Source organism: Chryseobacterium sp., assembly GCF_041914225.1.
In the GTDB taxonomy this organism is placed as follows: Bacteria; Bacteroidota; Bacteroidia; order Flavobacteriales; family Weeksellaceae; genus Chryseobacterium.
Genome location: NZ_JAYSDT010000004.1, coordinates 1 through 15014 on the forward strand (window position 1 = coordinate 1; position 15014 = coordinate 15014).

At 36.6% G+C, this 15014-nt stretch carries 13 protein-coding genes; 7 read left to right on the forward strand and 6 right to left on the reverse strand.

Annotation, left to right across the window (positions count from 1 at the left end; genetic code table 11):
- Positions 1-10: 10 nt before the first annotated feature.
- The gene (gene sucC / locus ACE3RB_RS02850) at positions 11-1201 is read left to right on the forward strand and encodes an ADP-forming succinate--CoA ligase subunit beta (protein WP_374462944.1); all 1191 of its coding nucleotides are present in this window, start codon (positions 11-13) and stop codon (positions 1199-1201) included.
- Between the two features lie 187 nt (positions 1202-1388).
- Here sucC and ACE3RB_RS02855 read toward each other — a convergent pair whose 3' ends face one another.
- On the reverse strand, positions 1389-2276 hold the full coding sequence (locus tag ACE3RB_RS02855) for a mechanosensitive ion channel family protein (RefSeq protein ID WP_374462812.1): 888 nt from the start codon (positions 2274-2276) through the stop codon (positions 1389-1391).
- A 95-nt stretch (positions 2277-2371) separates the two neighbouring features.
- Here ACE3RB_RS02855 and ACE3RB_RS02860 point away from each other — a divergent pair, with 95 nt between their 5' ends.
- A complete protein-coding gene (locus ACE3RB_RS02860; RefSeq protein WP_374462813.1) occupies positions 2372-3007 on the forward strand; it encodes a peroxiredoxin in 636 nt (211 codons plus the stop codon).
- 97 nt (positions 3008-3104) lie between these two features.
- Here the strand turns inward: ACE3RB_RS02860 and ACE3RB_RS02865 are convergent, their stop codons facing one another.
- The 3 genes from ACE3RB_RS02865 to ACE3RB_RS02875 all read right to left on the reverse strand — a co-directional run bounded on the left by ACE3RB_RS02865 (position 3105) and on the right by ACE3RB_RS02875 (position 6838).
- Positions 3105-3695 (reverse strand): hypothetical protein, encoded by a 591-nt coding sequence (locus ACE3RB_RS02865; protein ID WP_332385281.1) that lies wholly within the window; start codon positions 3693-3695, stop codon positions 3105-3107.
- Between the two features lie 251 nt (positions 3696-3946).
- A complete protein-coding gene (locus ACE3RB_RS02870) occupies positions 3947-4462 on the reverse strand; it encodes a hypothetical protein (RefSeq protein WP_374462814.1) in 516 nt (171 codons plus the stop codon).
- 90 nt (positions 4463-4552) lie between these two features.
- Positions 4553-6838 carry a TonB-dependent siderophore receptor gene (locus ACE3RB_RS02875; RefSeq protein ID WP_374462815.1) on the reverse strand — a complete coding sequence of 762 codons (2286 nt, stop codon included), beginning with the start codon at positions 6836-6838 and terminating at the stop codon, positions 4553-4555.
- A 183-nt stretch (positions 6839-7021) separates the two neighbouring features.
- Here ACE3RB_RS02875 and ACE3RB_RS02880 point away from each other — a divergent pair, with 183 nt between their 5' ends.
- Positions 7022-8077, forward strand: a complete 1056-nt coding sequence (locus ACE3RB_RS02880; protein WP_374462816.1) for a Gfo/Idh/MocA family oxidoreductase — start codon at positions 7022-7024, stop codon at positions 8075-8077.
- Between the two features lie 119 nt (positions 8078-8196).
- Here the strand turns inward: ACE3RB_RS02880 and ACE3RB_RS02885 are convergent, their stop codons facing one another.
- Complete coding sequence (locus tag ACE3RB_RS02885; protein WP_374462817.1) at positions 8197-10089, reverse strand: ABC-F family ATP-binding cassette domain-containing protein; 1893 nt, start codon at positions 10087-10089, stop codon at positions 8197-8199.
- 206 nt (positions 10090-10295) lie between these two features.
- Here ACE3RB_RS02885 and ACE3RB_RS02890 point away from each other — a divergent pair, with 206 nt between their 5' ends.
- Positions 10296-10808 (forward strand): 5'(3')-deoxyribonucleotidase, encoded by a 513-nt coding sequence (locus tag ACE3RB_RS02890; RefSeq protein WP_374462818.1) that lies wholly within the window; start codon positions 10296-10298, stop codon positions 10806-10808.
- A gap of 139 nt (positions 10809-10947) precedes the next feature.
- Entirely contained in the window at positions 10948-11805 is an 858-nt protein-coding gene (locus ACE3RB_RS02895) for a carboxypeptidase-like regulatory domain-containing protein (protein ID WP_374462819.1), read from the forward strand.
- A gap of 61 nt (positions 11806-11866) precedes the next feature.
- Here ACE3RB_RS02895 and ACE3RB_RS02900 read toward each other — a convergent pair whose 3' ends face one another.
- Complete coding sequence (locus ACE3RB_RS02900) at positions 11867-12730, reverse strand: glycoside hydrolase family 25 protein (RefSeq protein WP_374462820.1); 864 nt, start codon at positions 12728-12730, stop codon at positions 11867-11869.
- Positions 12731-12795: 65 nt separating this feature from the next.
- Here ACE3RB_RS02900 and ACE3RB_RS02905 point away from each other — a divergent pair, with 65 nt between their 5' ends.
- Positions 12796-14058, forward strand: a complete 1263-nt coding sequence (locus ACE3RB_RS02905) for an NAD(P)/FAD-dependent oxidoreductase (protein ID WP_374462821.1) — start codon at positions 12796-12798, stop codon at positions 14056-14058.
- Positions 14055-14726 (forward strand): tRNA (guanosine(37)-N1)-methyltransferase TrmD, encoded by a 672-nt coding sequence (gene trmD / locus ACE3RB_RS02910; RefSeq protein ID WP_332385287.1) that lies wholly within the window; start codon positions 14055-14057, stop codon positions 14724-14726. Before ACE3RB_RS02905 ends, trmD begins: the two co-directional genes overlap by 4 nt.
- The last annotated feature ends 288 nt before the right edge of the window (positions 14727-15014 follow it).

Consider the following 15014-nt stretch of genomic DNA (forward strand, 5'->3'; position numbering starts at 1 on the left):
TAAAAATAATATGAATCTTCACGAGTATCAATCAAAAGAGATTTTATCAAAGTACGGAGTGGCTATCCAACGTGGTTTCGTTGCAAACAACGTAGAAGAAGCTGTAGCTGCTGCAGAAAAACTAACTGCTGAAACTGGCGCTCAAGGGTGGGTAGTAAAAGCTCAGATCCACGCAGGTGGTCGAGGTAAAGGTGGTGGTGTAAAGTTCTCTCCAAACATGGATAAACTTAAGGAAAACGCTCAGAACATCATCGGAATGCAGCTGGTAACTCCACAAACTTCTGCTGAAGGTAAAAAAGTAAATTCTGTTTTGATTGCAGAGGATGTATATTATCCAGGTGAGTCAGAAACTAAAGAATTTTATGTTTCTATTCTTTTAGATAGAGCTGAAGGGAAAAATACAATCGTATATTCTACTGAAGGAGGTATGGATATTGAGCATGTTGCAGAAGTAACACCTCATTTGATCCACAAAGAAATCATTGACCCTGCTTTAGGTCTTCAGGGGTTCCAGGCTAGAAAAATTGCTTTCAACCTAGGTCTTGAAGGGAATGCTTTCAAAGAATTCGTAAAATTCATCGGTTCTCTTTACAATGCTTACACAGGTATTGATGCATCTCTTTTCGAAATCAACCCGGTGTTGAAAACTTCCGATAACAAAATTATCGCTGTAGATGCTAAAGTAACTTTAGATGACAACTCATTATTCCGTCACAAAGACTTGGCAGAATTAAGAGATACAAGAGAAGAAGATCCAATGGATGTAGAAGCTGGTGAAGCTGGTCTTAACTTCGTAAAATTGGATGGTAACGTTGCTTGTATGGTAAACGGTGCAGGTCTTGCTATGGCAACTATGGATATCATCAAATTATCAGGTGGTAACCCTGCCAACTTCCTTGACGTAGGAGGTACTGCAGATGCTCAGAGAGTACAGACTGCTTTCGGAATCATCTTAAGAGATCCGAACGTAAAAGCAATCCTGATCAATATCTTTGGAGGTATCGTAAGATGTGACAGAGTTGCTCAAGGGGTTGTAGACGCTTACAAAGCTATGGGAAGTCTTCCGGTTCCATTGATCGTAAGATTACAGGGAACTAATGCTGTAGAAGCTAAAAAATTAATTGATGAGTCTGGCCTTCCGGTTCACTCTGCAATTACTTTAGAAGAAGCTGCAAACAAAGTAAAAGAAGTTTTAGCGTAAGCTGAAATTTTCAAATAAAATAGAAAGCCGTTCCAATTTTGGAACGGTTTTTTTTGTTGGTAATGCAGGAATAAAGTTTTGTATAAATTCTAAACCTAACAGGTTTCAAAAACCTGTTAGGTTTTTTCTTAGCAATCACCATAAAAAACCACCCCGGTTTTGAGGTGGCTTTATTTTATCTGTTTTGTTACTTATCCTGATGGTTTTCGGGTAAAATGGTTTCTCCATTTGTGATGCTTATACTGGTTGGAGTTACCAGCTGGATTTTGTCCGTATCAAAACGTTCCTTGATATCCAGATAAGCCTTACTTCTCACCTGTGCAAGATTGGCCCCTACTTTTATCCAGAACTTCACCTGAAGATTAAATGCACCTTGTTTAAGGTCTGTGAAGATCACTTCAGCAGTATCTAATTTATCCACATTGTCAAGATTTTTTACTACATCAAGAATTCCCTTCTGAGCCTTAGTGATATCTTCATCAGCAGGAATCTCAAAATTTAAAATAATCCTGCGCTGCGGAGAAGCCGTAATATTGTAAAACGGAGCATTGAAAACAACCTGGTTGGGGATATAAGCTTTCTTTCCGTCATCGGTAAGAATTTTTGTAGTTAAAAAACCAATTTCCTGAACTGTTCCGGAATGGGTTCCAATGGTAATATAATCTCCTACTTTAAATGCTTTATCAATTCCTATCAGCATTCCCGAGAAAATACTTGAAACAAGATCTTTCAGTGCAACTCCGGCAATAACCCCGGCCACTCCCAAACTCCCGATAAATTTCCACAGGAAGCCACTAAAGCCCATAATTTCGAGAGAAATAAAAGTACCCATCAGCATAATCAGGAATCTGAAAATACTGATCAGCGTAACCAATGAACTCTCTTTCTGGCTTTTCGGGAAAAATTTATGAAATAATTTTACGGCACCTTTACTTAAATATTTACTGCTGATAAGAAAAAAGGTAAATACCAGAATTCCGACAATCAGCTTGGGGGTTAGTTCGGCAAAGGTCATATACCAATTTTCCAGTACCTTATAAACAACATCTACATACCTGAGTCCGGTTTTCTCCATGGATAAAAATTTTATTTAAATATATAAATTTTCATCAAAAAATTTGCCAGTTCCAAAAAGTCTACTAAATTTGTAGATTATAAAAACGGAATATTATGTCAATTAAATTAGGAGATACAGCACCCAACTTTCAGGCAGAGTCATCTGTAGGTGATATTAATTTTTATAATTATCTGGGAGATTCCTGGGGCATTCTGTTTTCACATCCGGCAGATTATACCCCGGTATGCACTACAGAACTGGGATATACGGCAAAGCTGAAGTCTGAATTTGAAGCCAGAAATACTAAGGTAATTGCCCTGAGTGTGGATGGGGTGGAAGATCATCAGAATTGGGTAAAGGATATTAATGAAACCCAGAATACCCATGTGCAGTTTCCTATTATTGCAGACAAAGACAGAAAAGTTTCGGAGCTGTATGATTTTATTAATCCTAATGCTTCGGCTACAGCTACTGTACGCTCTCTTCTGATTATTGATCCTTCCAAAAAAGTAAGACTGATTATTACCTATCCGGCCTCTACAGGAAGAAATTTTGAAGAAATCCTTAGAGTGCTGGATTCTTTACAATTGGTAGATAATTACCGTGTGGCAACACCTGTAAACTGGGAATATGGGGAAGACGTAATTGTTCCTCCCACCATCTCAACAGAAGAAGCACGAAAAATATTCCCGAAAGGTGTAACGGAAATAAAACCGTATTTACGATACACCCCTCAACCCAATACATGATTTATTTGATTTTTTATAGTTTAGTTTTAATTTGTACGAAAAGCGCCCTGGAAATTTTTTCCGGGGCGCTTTCATTTTTTTATAAGTATTTCAGTGATTACTTAACGTCGTTGATGATCTGCTTAGCTTTAGACGTTGGAAGATAGATCTGGAAACCTAAACCAAAAGTAATTTTGTTAGTATATCCACCGCTTCCGAATCCTGCATTGGCATCATATTTCACTAAACCTTCCAATCCGATGTTTGGAGTGATGAAGTAAGAATACCCAGGTCCGAATCCGAAGTTAAGACCGTTAGAAGAAGAACCTCCTTTAGAGATTGACATACCTCCAACACCTACGTTACCTTCAAAGAACCATCTTCCGTGGTGAAGCAGGTTGTTTACTCCCTGCTCTCCCGGGTTAAGGTAGTAACGCCCTAATGCTCCTACATTATATGTAAAAGTAGTGGGTGCATCCTTAGCTCCTTTGAAGCCTAAATCTACATATCCCCCAACTGCAATATTGTCTTCGATGAAATATGCTCCTTTTGGCTGGATAGAGAAGTCATAACCTGCTCCTTCATTTAAACCAAAATTAGCCCCTGCAAGGTTACCCCCTACCATCCAATTACCTTTCTGAATCTGAGCATTTGCAGTTGCTGTTAAACCTGCTACAGCTAATATCCCTGTTAAAATAAGTCTTTTCATAATTTATTATTTTAATAATTAAATGTTTATTATTCACGAATTATAGAAAAAACAATAAATGTGCCATTCTCTTAATTTTACGTAATTTTTCTAAATAAACGTTAACATTGTCAGTAAGATATATTTTATCTTTTTAACATATTAGTTGAAAATATTACAATCATAAAGATAATAAAATAAGGTTTTTAAAATAAGAATGATAAGAATAGGTAGCAGATCATTAATTGCATGAATGCATTAATTTCTTATTGTTAAATAAACAGAAGAATTAAAGAAATAATAAGTCCGGCAATGGTAAACCTGATTCCGCGTTTGAATGCCTTTGTCTTGGGATTAAACATCCAGAAACTTGAAATGACGAAAAAGAAAAGAGAAACTCCAAAGAATACACTTAGGGGCGATATGGCATCTTTAGACTGAGATTTGTGGAGAGAAACCATTTTATCTAACACGAATGGTAATTCTTTTTTGGTGTACTTCGCTTTTCCTGTTGCACTGTCGTAGGTTCCCTGCTTAAAATAAAGGATACTTCCTTCTGTTTTTTCAACTTCCAGGCCTTTCATCTTAAGTTCCTTTTTCAGTTCTTTTTCTGAAAGATTGGCTGCGATGTTTTTTTTATATTTCTTTTCGCTTTTCAGGAAGTCGGTGTCTCTGTATACCAGAAGGATTCCACTTATTGAGTATACAGCCATAATTCCCGCAAGGAAATAACCCAGATAGCGGTGTGTAACCCTCATGAAGCTTCTTGTATCTTTAATCTTATCCATATCTTGTTTTGTTTTTATTTTAAAATTTCAAAAGTGGAAACTGCAACAAATGCAATTTCCACTTTTCATGAAAGAATTACTATATAAATTCTAGAGTCTGTATGTCAATGTGAAATAGTAGTTTCTTGGAGTGATCGGATTTACTGAATAATTCTCGTGAACATTGTAATTTACAACATCAAACAGGTTTCCAACTTTCCCCTGGATAGAGAATTTTTTCCATTCATATCCTACTGAAAGGGAAACAGTGGTATAATCTTTCAGATCAAACATTCTGCTCACGTTGTTTCTACTTGTGTTTGTTGATTTTGTATCATTCCATCCGGCTATTCTGTCTCCAATATAATAGATTCCGGCTCCGATTTTTAACCCTTTCAGATAGTTTGTAAATTTATAGAAAACCGAAGCATTTGCTGTTGTAGCTGGTGTTCTTACGAGTCTTTGCTTTTCAACATATCCTTTTTCAGGAGTATCAATATAAACGGAGTTATTATAAGAAAAACCTCCGATTATAGATAAGTTTTCTGTAGGATTTCCCGTGATGTCTAATTCTACACCCCGGCTTCTCATATTTCCTGCAAATTCTTTAAGATTGGTATCTGTTGAATTTACAGGTGCTCCGTTTGGAGCAGAAGCGAACCAGTATGTTTGATAATAGTTGTTGTACATAATCTGGTAAGCCGTTAAGTTAACAGCTAAAGCATTGTTCCAGAAATTCTTTTTAACACCAATTTCGTATTGATCAACCGTTGAAGGCTTTATGCTTTGTCTTGATAAAGTAGTTAACTGATTTTGAACATCTGTAACAGGTTGATTGGTATTTACTGTTCCAAATTGATCTGAAGTATACCCGGCATTTGCTGCGAAAGAATTTGTATAAGTTGCAAATACTGAAAGGTTTTCATTTGGAGCATACACCAAACCTATTTTTGGAGAAAATGCATTGTCAGAAGTTGAAGAATTTGGTACTTCAATTTTATCATTTAATGTAAAGCGGGTTGTCAGCGTAGGCATGTTTTCTATATAAGACCATCTTAGCCCTGCAATCACTTTTAATTGTTTTGTTAAACTGATAAAATCCTGTGCATATATCCCGATCCTTCTTGTATTGATTCTGTTTTTCGTACTAAGAGTAGAATTCGGCATATCAATATTTCCCCATGTTGAAGGGTCATCTAAATACAGAAGATTTTTTGGTGCTGTAATATTATAAGCATATGCATCTGCCTGGCTGTAATCAGCATCTGCACCAATTAAAACTTTGTGGTTGATTTTTCCTGTATTGAACTCTCCGTTGATGTTAACTTGTGCTGAAGTATAATTTTGTTCGTTATAAGTTTTGCCAAAAGGTCTTTTCCAGGATAATCTGTTAGGATCTACAGTTGTATCTTTGGTGTCATATATCCATTGTACTCTTTCGGAAGAAAAATAATCTTTAGTATAGTTTTGATAAGAAGCAGTCGCATTCAAAGACCATTTTTCGTTGAATTGGTGATTAAAAGTTACATTCGTAGAAGCTTGCTGTACATTTTGATATTGCCAATCAGTTCCGAAGAAAATGTTTCTTGAAGTGGCATCATTCAATCTGTAGCTTTGGTCTTTTTCAGTAATAGACCCAAGCCCGAAATCGGGAGTGAAATTAGTTTTAAGATAATCTGCCTCAACAATTAACTGAGATTTATCACTTAAATTAAATAAGAATGAAGGATTGAAATAATACTTCTCTGATTCTACAACATCTCTGAAGCTTTCTGTATGCTCATAGGCTCCGTTTACTCTGAAAGCAATATTTTTGGATAATGGGCCATAAATATCAACCGTTGGTTTATAGGAGTTCCAGCTTCCACCATTCAGACCTATGCTTCCACCAAAATTGAATTTAGGTTTTTTTGTAATCATATTGATAACACCACCAGCTGCAGTATTACCAAAAAGCATGGCATTCGCTCCCTTTAAAACTTCTACTCTTTCCAGACCGCTTACTTCAGGGAAGACACCGCTGTTCACTCTTGAACCATTTTTAAAAATATTATCATTTCCCAAAATGAAGCCACGGCCACCAAAGCTATCCTGAGAATTTCCTCTGGATGAAGTGATATACAATCCATTGACATTCTGAAGAACATCACTCAACTGTTTTGCCTGCTGCTGCTCAATAATTTCGTGGGTAACAATAGCAATTGGCTGTGGATTTTCCATTACCGTCAGATTTGACTTGGTCGATAATGTCCTTGCCTGGTTGGGATTTCCTGTTTTATGAAGGTTGATATCCTCAATGGTTTGAGTTCTGATAGTATCTGCTTCAACGTTTTTCAACTGTGAACTAGCCGAAACAGCGATAAACAGAAGACCTAAAGAAAATAATTGTCTTTTCATTTTATTTTTATGTAGAACAGTTTTAAATAAGGCGCAAATGTAAGTATTTGTTTAGAATAGATAAAAATAATTTCATGATTTAAATCATATTTTTTTAGCGCTCATGAGATGGATTATTTCTATACCTCCTTTAGATCAGGGAATAGAGAATTTTTTATGAATATATTTGTTAAAAATTATAATATGCAATTGGTAAAAGCAGGGCTTTGTGCCTTTGGAATGAGTGGAAAAGTTTTCCATGCACCGTTTTTAAAGGAGCATCCGGGATTTTTTATTTCTGCAGTGGTAGAAAGAAGTAAGGAAGAGTCGAAGGAGAAGTATCCGGAAGCAACAATTTACCGTTCTGTGGAAGAAATGCTTCAGCAGGAAGATATAGAACTGGTGATTATCAATACTCCCGTTCAGACCCATTATGAATATGCCAAAAAAGCATTGGAGGCGGGCAAAAATATTATTGTGGAAAAGCCTTTTACAGTAAATGTTTCTGAAGCGGAAGATCTGGTAAAGCTGGCTGAAGAAAAAGGATTGTTCCTGAGCGTATATCAAAACCGAAGATTTGACCGTGATTTTTTACAGGTTCAAAAAGTGTTGGATGAAGGAAAATTAGGAAATATTAAAGAGGTTGAGATCCGTTTTGACAGGTTCCGTACCACTCCCAGCGGAAAACAGCATAAAGAAAGCCCTGATCAGCTGGGAGCTGGATCGCTTCATGATCTGGGAGCGCATCTTGTAGATCAGGCTGTACAGTATTTTGGATATCCTGAAAAACTTTTTGCAGATGTATTTTCTATGAAAGGAAAAGAATTTGCAAATGATTATTTTGAGATCCTTTTATTCTACAAAAACGATCTGAGAATAAGACTGAAGTCTTCCGTTTTCAGCAAAGAAGGTCATTATGCATACACCATTCATGGTGACAAAGGGAGCTTTCTGCAGGAAAGAACAGATAACCAGGAAAATGAACTGGTAGCAGGTGCTGTTCCAACATATGGAAAAGAATGGACACGGCCATTGAATGCACCGGACGGAATTTTAAACTACCTGAATGGTGGTTCCGAAACAGAAAGAATTCTTATCTCAAGTGAAGCGGGAAATTATATGGATTATTACCAGAAGATTTATGAACATATGGTGTTCGGATATGCCTTACCATCTCCGGGAAAAGAAGTTATTCAGAATATGAAAATTATTGATGCTTCCCTGGAAAGTGCAAAAGAAGAAAGAATAATCAAATTATAAATGAATAATGAATGAGTTCAAAGGTTCAAAGTTTAAAGTTTAAAGTAATCGGGAATAGAAATTATTACCCTCTCACTCTCAAACTCTCCGACTCTCAAACTCTTTGAACTCATTCATTCTTAAAGCAATTCCTGAAGCTCCAGCCACCTCATCTCATGGTTCTCCAGTTTTTCCGAAACGGTTTCCAGCTCTGAAGAAAGTTTGGCTATTTTCTCATAATCTGCTTCATTGTTGAGCTGATCCAGAATTTTAGCACGCTGTTCTTCCAGCTCAGGCATTTCTTTTTCAATGGTCTCCAGCTCTCTCTGTTCTTTGAAAGTTAATTTTCTTTTTGTATTCGAAGGGCCGGCACTTTCCACTGTGGAAACAGTTTCTTTAACAGGTTCAGGCTTTGTAGCTATATTTTTTTCTAATGCTTCTTCACGGCTTCTGGCTTCTCTGTATTCTGAGAAATTTCCTACAAAATCCCTGATTTTTCCATTTCCTTCAAATGCCAGAACATGATCTACAATTCTGTCCATGAAGTACCTGTCGTGGGAAACGATAATCAAAGATCCCTGAAACTGCTGAAGGAAGTTTTCCAGAACCGTTAATGTCGGAAGGTCAAGATCATTCGTAGGCTCATCAAAAATCAGGAAGTTAGGATTCTGATACAAAATATACATCAGGTGGAGTCTTCTTTTTTCACCTCCTGAAAGCTTTGAAATCGGGGAATATTGAGTCTGGTCATCAAATAAGAACAATCTCAGGAACTGTGAGGCAGATAAGCTTTTACCATTGGCTAAAGGATAAAACTCAGCAATTTCCTTAATGAAATCAATCACGCGCTCATCCTCTTTATAGGTAAGACCTTTTTGTGAGAAATAACCGAAAGAAATTGTCTCTCCTGTTTCAATTTCTCCTTTATCAGCTTTTTCATACCCTTGAATAATATTAAGCAAGGTAGATTTTCCAGCACCGTTTTTTCCAACGATTCCTACTTTTTCTCCACGTTGAAACTGATAGCTGAAATCTTTTAAAAGAACTTTAGGGCCAAAGCTTTTATCAATATGTTTGAGTTCAAGAATTTTATTTCCTAAACGTTTCATTTCAAAATCCAGTTCCAGCCCATCTTTTCTGGTATCAGTTTTGGCTACCTTTTCAGTTTCATAGAACGCATCAATTCTGCTTTTTGATTTTGTAGTTCGGGCTTTGGGCTGTCTTCGCATCCATTCCAGTTCCTTTCTGTAAAGGTTGTTGGCCTTATCAATCGTAGCATTAAGATTCTCCTCACGAATCATCTTGTTCTCAAGATAAGTAGCATACGAACCGTTGTGAACATAAAGATTCTGATCTTCCATCTCCCAGATAATATCACAGACGCTGTCCAGGAAGTATCGGTCGTGCGTTACAAGCAATAAGGTTATTTTTGCTTTGTTCAGGTAATTTTCAAGCCATTCTACCATATCCACATCAAGGTGGTTGGTAGGTTCGTCCATGATAAGGAGTGTATGTCTGTGCTCAGCTCTTGTCTCTGTTAAAAGTTTAGCCAACGCTACACGTTTGATCTGTCCTCCGGAAAGAGTTCCCATTTTGGCATCCAGATCGGTAATTTTGAGCTGCGAAAGGATCTGCTTCATTTCATTCTCCAGATCCCAGGCCTTATGGACTTCCATATCAGCCAATGCTTTTTCAATAAAATCATTATCTGTGGAATGGAGTGACTGATGATAATTCTTAAGCGCCAGGATAGGCTCCGAATCAAGGGTCATCATAAATTCCTCAATACTGAGATTAGGGTCATAATCGATTTCCTGGTCAAATAATACCACCTGGATATCTTTATTAATGATCGCAGTTCCGCTGTCTGCAATTTCTTTACCCATTAATATTTTCAGAAGGGTAGATTTTCCACTTCCGTTTTTGGCAACAATAGCTATTTTATCTCCCTCATTGATGTGAAAAGAAATGTTTTTAAACAAAACCTTGATGCCGTAAGATTTGGTAAGATTTTCTACAGAAACGTAATTCATTGGGAATTAATGGTTTGATTTTAATTTTGAATTGAACCGCAAAAATACGAAAATGTACCTGAAATTTTCTGCAACCTCTTTTATAAATCAATATTTATAATTTTTTAATAGACCTGAGGGGAGTACTGAAAAAACTATTCAGTAAATTTGATTGGCTGCAATTTAAATAGTTTTTAAAAATAATAATACAAAATCTGATTGAAGTAATGAAAAAAATAATTGTCGACATGGATGGGGTAATGGCAGATGTGTATCATCAGTTGGTGCAATTTGAAAAAAGAGATACCGGAAGAGAAGTTAATATCAGTGATTTAGTGGGAAGGCCGGAAATAGAAGCCTTTCCAAACGGAAAAAAGCACGTTAATGAAGTCGGTTTTTTCAGAACTTTACCAGTAATGAAAGGCAGCCGTGAAGCAATGGAATACCTGAACGGTAAATATGAGCTTTATATTGTGTCGGCCGGAATGGAATTTCCAAACAGCTTAAGAGAAAAGTACGACTGGCTCGCGGAGCATTTTCCATTCATTACATGGGAGCAGATTGTCCTTTGCGGAAGTAAGAGAGTAGTTTCCGGTGACGTTATGATTGATGATTATCCTAAAAACCTGGACCATTTTTCAGGACAGAGATTAATCTTCACCCAGCCTCATAATGAGCTGATCGAAAACGAAACTTACAAAAGGGTTCACTCCTGGGAAGAAATTATGAATATCCTTTAAATCTGAGGATTAAATTATTTTCAGGTGGTGGAAATTTTGGAAATTTTTAAAATAATTTTAACTAAAGAGAGAATAAATTTAATAAAGTATTGGGAGTTCGGAATGTTGAAAATAAATAAGTTTGCGTCAAACTTTTAACATGAAAATATTCCATACTTTATTTTTCCTTATTCCTGTTATTGCCCTCAAAGCACAGGTTATTTCCGGAACTGTTATTGCTAAAAATGAAAATCAGCCGATTCCCTATGTGAAAGTTGGGATAGAAAAAACTTCAACAGGTACAATCTCTGATGAAAAAGGAAATTTTTCAATTGATCTTTCCAGTGCTGATCCCCAACAGACCATAAAAATAGAGGTCCCTGGCTATGATCTTTACCAGGAAACCGTTCAGAGTTTTAAACAGCATCATCAGCAAAAAATATTTTTAACCGAAAAAACCAGAAATATTAAAGAGGTTACTATTAAACCGAAAAAACTGGTAGATAAAAACTGGGGTGTCAATACCAAAACAAAAAATGTTATCTATTCAGTTAATCCCGAATTTGACAAAAAGAGTTTTCTTGGAGAAACGGCCTTAGAATTCAATGCTAAAAAAAGATCCAAAATTAAAAATATCAATCTGAATATCGCCAGTTATGTCTCTGCACAGCCTGTTTTGATGAGATATAGTATTTATAGTAAAAAAAACGGTTTTCCGGACAAGAATATTCTTGAAGAGGAAATTACAGTTGAGCTCACTGAAGATATGATTAAAAACGGAACATACACATTGGATGTGAATGATCGTAATATCTGGGTACAGGGGAAATTCTTTATTGGGATACAGTTTTTAAAAGCTTTTGACGGCAGGATTAAAATAAGTGCAGCATTATTCAGAACAGGGTTTATAAGAGAGTTTTATGGTGACTGGCAGAAAATGACCATTGCCGCACCAGCCATTAATATTGATGTGAAGATGGATAAAAACGGCAGCGATCATCAGAATGAAAATGATTAATACCTGATGTGCCTGAGCAGCCTGAAGACAACTATCAGTCGATTCATACATTATTTTCTTCCTAATCAAGGGCCATTCTTTTTAACGACCACGAGCTGCCATTGTAAATATCGAGGTCCACTTTTGCATTGATGCCGTGTACAATTCCGTTTTCTGTAAATTGCCAGAAGTCCCACTGGTCATCAGGAGAAGGGGAAGGCACATCGTTATAATTGGCCAGCCATAAGGGATAGCCGTCAAATTCACCTTTCAGAAAATCTTTATAATAATGGTAGTAAGTATAGATAATGGGCTTTTCACCATAGGCATCTTCTATAATTTTACACCACACCTTCAGATCTTCAACCAGTTTTTTGTTGGTTTTACGTTTTGGGATTTTTTCAATATCAAGAATCGGAGGGAGGTCACCGCTTTCAAGCTTTACATTCTCTAAAAAATTATTGGCCTGTATTACAGGATCTTCATCAGCCCTGTAAAAATGGTAAGCTCCGCGGATAAGATCATGTTTTTTAGCGCTTTCCCAGAACTCATCAAAATGCTTGTCGGCACTTCGGTTTCCCATGGTTGCACGCATCACCACAAACTCCAATGGAATTGTCTTATTTCCGATGCTGAGGCTGTCCCATTTGATATCCTCCCGGTTCTGATAATGGGAAACGTCAAAACCATAGGTTTTATCAAGATTGCTGGCTAAGATTCTTTGGATTCTTGCTGCTTCCTTTTCACTGTTATGAAGTTTTTTATGCTTAAATTTATTAAAGTACAGGGCATAATAATAAGTAACGGTCTGTCTTAAATAAAAACCGGTTCCTATCAATGCTATAATTAATATTGCCAATATCACCCACCTGCGGAAAAAATACTTCTTCCGTCGGGACTTGTGGACTCGTTTGGAAGTTTTTTTGGTGTACTTTCTCGGTGTCATAAAGTTTTGCAAAACTAACTTTTTTCACTGCTAAATGCTAAATAAAATCAGTAAATTTGTGTATTATGGAAACACGCGAAAAAATCATCATTATAGGAGGAGGATTTGCGGGGCTGCAGCTTGCAAAAACATTGAATAACAAGAACAAAAAAGTCATTGTTCTGGATCGGATGAACCATCATATGTTTCAGCCGCTTTTTTATCAGGTAGCCTCAGGAAGGATAGAGCCTTCCAATATTTCTTTTCCTTTCAGAAAGATTTTTCAGCAGTCCAGAAACACACAGTTCCGTATGACAGAGGTTAAAGAAATAGACCCTGCCAATAATAAAGTCATTACCGACGAAGCAGAATTTACTTATGATAAACTCATCATTGCAACGGGCTGTAAAACTAATTTTTTCGGTAACAAAGAGCTGGAAGGTAAAGCTTTCGGGATGAAAAATACCCAGGAAGCCATCAGCATCAGAAACCATGTTCTGATGACCTTTGAAAAACTGATTATTGAAAAAAGCCGAAGCGATGATGGAAACTGGAATATCGTTATTGTAGGAAGCGGCCCTACGGGAGTAGAATTAGCAGGAGCTTTTGCCGAAATGAAAAAAGATATCCTTCCAAGAGATTATCCTTATATGAATTTTGACCACCTGAAGATTATCCTGGTAAGTTCCACAGAAAAGCCGCTTGCAGTAATGAGCAGTGAAGCGCAGGAAAAATCTGAAAAATACCTTAAAGATCTTGGAGTCACTTTTCTGAGTGGGGAAGTGGTAACAGATTATGACGGTGATAAAGTGCATCTCAGAAGCGGTAAGGAAATCCCATCCAATAATGTGATCTGGGCAGCAGGAGTTACAGGAAATGTTGTAGGAGGTTTTCCGGAGGAAAAATTAATAAGAAACAGATATATTGTAGACCGATATAACAAAATAAAAGGTTACGATAACATTTACGCTATCGGGGACATTGCCTATATGGAAACCCCAAAATATCCCCAAGGGCATCCTCAGGTAGCGAACGTAGCCATTAATCAGGCAAAAAATTTAGGTAAAAATTTATTAAAGAAAAATCAGGGAGAATGGAAAGAATATGAGTATGATGATAAAGGTTCTTTGGCAACTATTGGAAAGCACAGAGCCGTTGTTGATCTGCCGTTTATAAAATTTCAGGGATTTCTGGCCTGGTATTTCTGGATGTTTCTCCATTTAATGCTAATTTTGAGCGTTCGAAACAAGCTGGCCATATTCTTCAACTGGATGTGGAGCTATATCAACAAAGATTCTTCTTTAAGATTAATTATTATACCGACTAAGAAAAACGGAACATTACAATGAGAATTGACATAATAAGCGTACTTCCTGAATTGATGGAAAGTCCTTTCAAAACTTCTATTTTGAAAAGAGCTATGGATAAAGGGCTGGTGGAAGTGCATTTTCATCATTTGAGAGATTGGGCTACCAATAAACACAGGCAGATTGATGATGAACCTTACGGAGGCGGAGCAGGAATGGTCATGATGGTTGAGCCATTGGATAAATGTATTTCTGAGCTGAAATCTCAGAGAAATTATGACGAGGTAATTTATCTGACACCGGATGGTGTTACCTTGAACCAGAAAATTGCCAATACGCTTTCCATTAAAGAGAATCTGATCTTTCTCTGCGGACATTATAAAGGAATAGACCAGAGAGTGAGAGATCTTCATATTACCAAAGAGATCTCCATCGGAGATTATGTACTTACTGGGGGAGAACTTGCTGCCTGCGTACTTGCAGATTCGGTAATCAGGCTGCTTCCCGGAGTTTTGAATGATGAGCAAAGTGCTTTGACAGACAGTTTTCAGGATGACCTTCTTTCACCGCCAATTTATACACGACCTGAGAGCTACAAAGGTCTGGACGTTCCCAAAATCCTCTTAAGTGGAAATTTCGGGAAGATCGAAGAGTGGCGCCATGATGAAGCGGTAAGGATTACTAAAGAAAAACGGCCTGATTTACTGTAAACAATCACCAGAATTTACCCAATTCTTATTTATGTATTTAATTCCATTTGTTAAAAATAAATGGAATAATATTTGTTATAAATTTAATAAATGCGAAAAATATTTATATTTCTAGTTTTAAATTGAAATTTTATTTCTATTATTCCTGATTTTATATATTGTCTCAATTTTGATTAATGTATAAAAACTCTTCAATAATTGAAAAATTAATTTGTTATAGCTGATTTCATTGGTGTTTTTTACTATATTTGGATTGTTTTTTATTGGAAATTGATTTGTCTGTTTGGA

Excerpts from the sequence above, each read along its gene's own strand:
- ACE3RB_RS02890 (WP_374462818.1), top strand. The coding sequence starts at position 10,296 with ATGAAAAAAATAATTGTCGACATGGATGGGGTAATGGCAGATGTGTAT.
- ACE3RB_RS02860 (WP_374462813.1), top strand. The coding sequence starts at position 2,372 with ATGTCAATTAAATTAGGAGATACAGCACCCAACTTTCAGGCAGAGTCA.
- ACE3RB_RS02870 (WP_374462814.1), bottom strand. The coding sequence starts at position 4,462 with ATGGATAAGATTAAAGATACAAGAAGCTTCATGAGGGTTACACACCGC.
- trmD (WP_332385287.1), top strand. The coding sequence starts at position 14,055 with ATGAGAATTGACATAATAAGCGTACTTCCTGAATTGATGGAAAGTCCT.
- ACE3RB_RS02880 (WP_374462816.1), top strand. The coding sequence starts at position 7,022 with ATGCAATTGGTAAAAGCAGGGCTTTGTGCCTTTGGAATGAGTGGAAAA.
- ACE3RB_RS02905 (WP_374462821.1), top strand. The coding sequence starts at position 12,796 with ATGGAAACACGCGAAAAAATCATCATTATAGGAGGAGGATTTGCGGGG.
- ACE3RB_RS02865 (WP_332385281.1), bottom strand. The coding sequence starts at position 3,695 with ATGAAAAGACTTATTTTAACAGGGATATTAGCTGTAGCAGGTTTAACA.
- ACE3RB_RS02855 (WP_374462812.1), bottom strand. The coding sequence starts at position 2,276 with ATGGAGAAAACCGGACTCAGGTATGTAGATGTTGTTTATAAGGTACTG.
- ACE3RB_RS02900 (WP_374462820.1), bottom strand. The coding sequence starts at position 12,730 with ATGACACCGAGAAAGTACACCAAAAAAACTTCCAAACGAGTCCACAAG.
- ACE3RB_RS02885 (WP_374462817.1), bottom strand. The coding sequence starts at position 10,089 with ATGAATTACGTTTCTGTAGAAAATCTTACCAAATCTTACGGCATCAAG.
- ACE3RB_RS02875 (WP_374462815.1), bottom strand. The coding sequence starts at position 6,838 with ATGAAAAGACAATTATTTTCTTTAGGTCTTCTGTTTATCGCTGTTTCG.
- ACE3RB_RS02895 (WP_374462819.1), top strand. The coding sequence starts at position 10,948 with ATGAAAATATTCCATACTTTATTTTTCCTTATTCCTGTTATTGCCCTC.
- sucC (WP_374462944.1), top strand. The coding sequence starts at position 11 with ATGAATCTTCACGAGTATCAATCAAAAGAGATTTTATCAAAGTACGGA.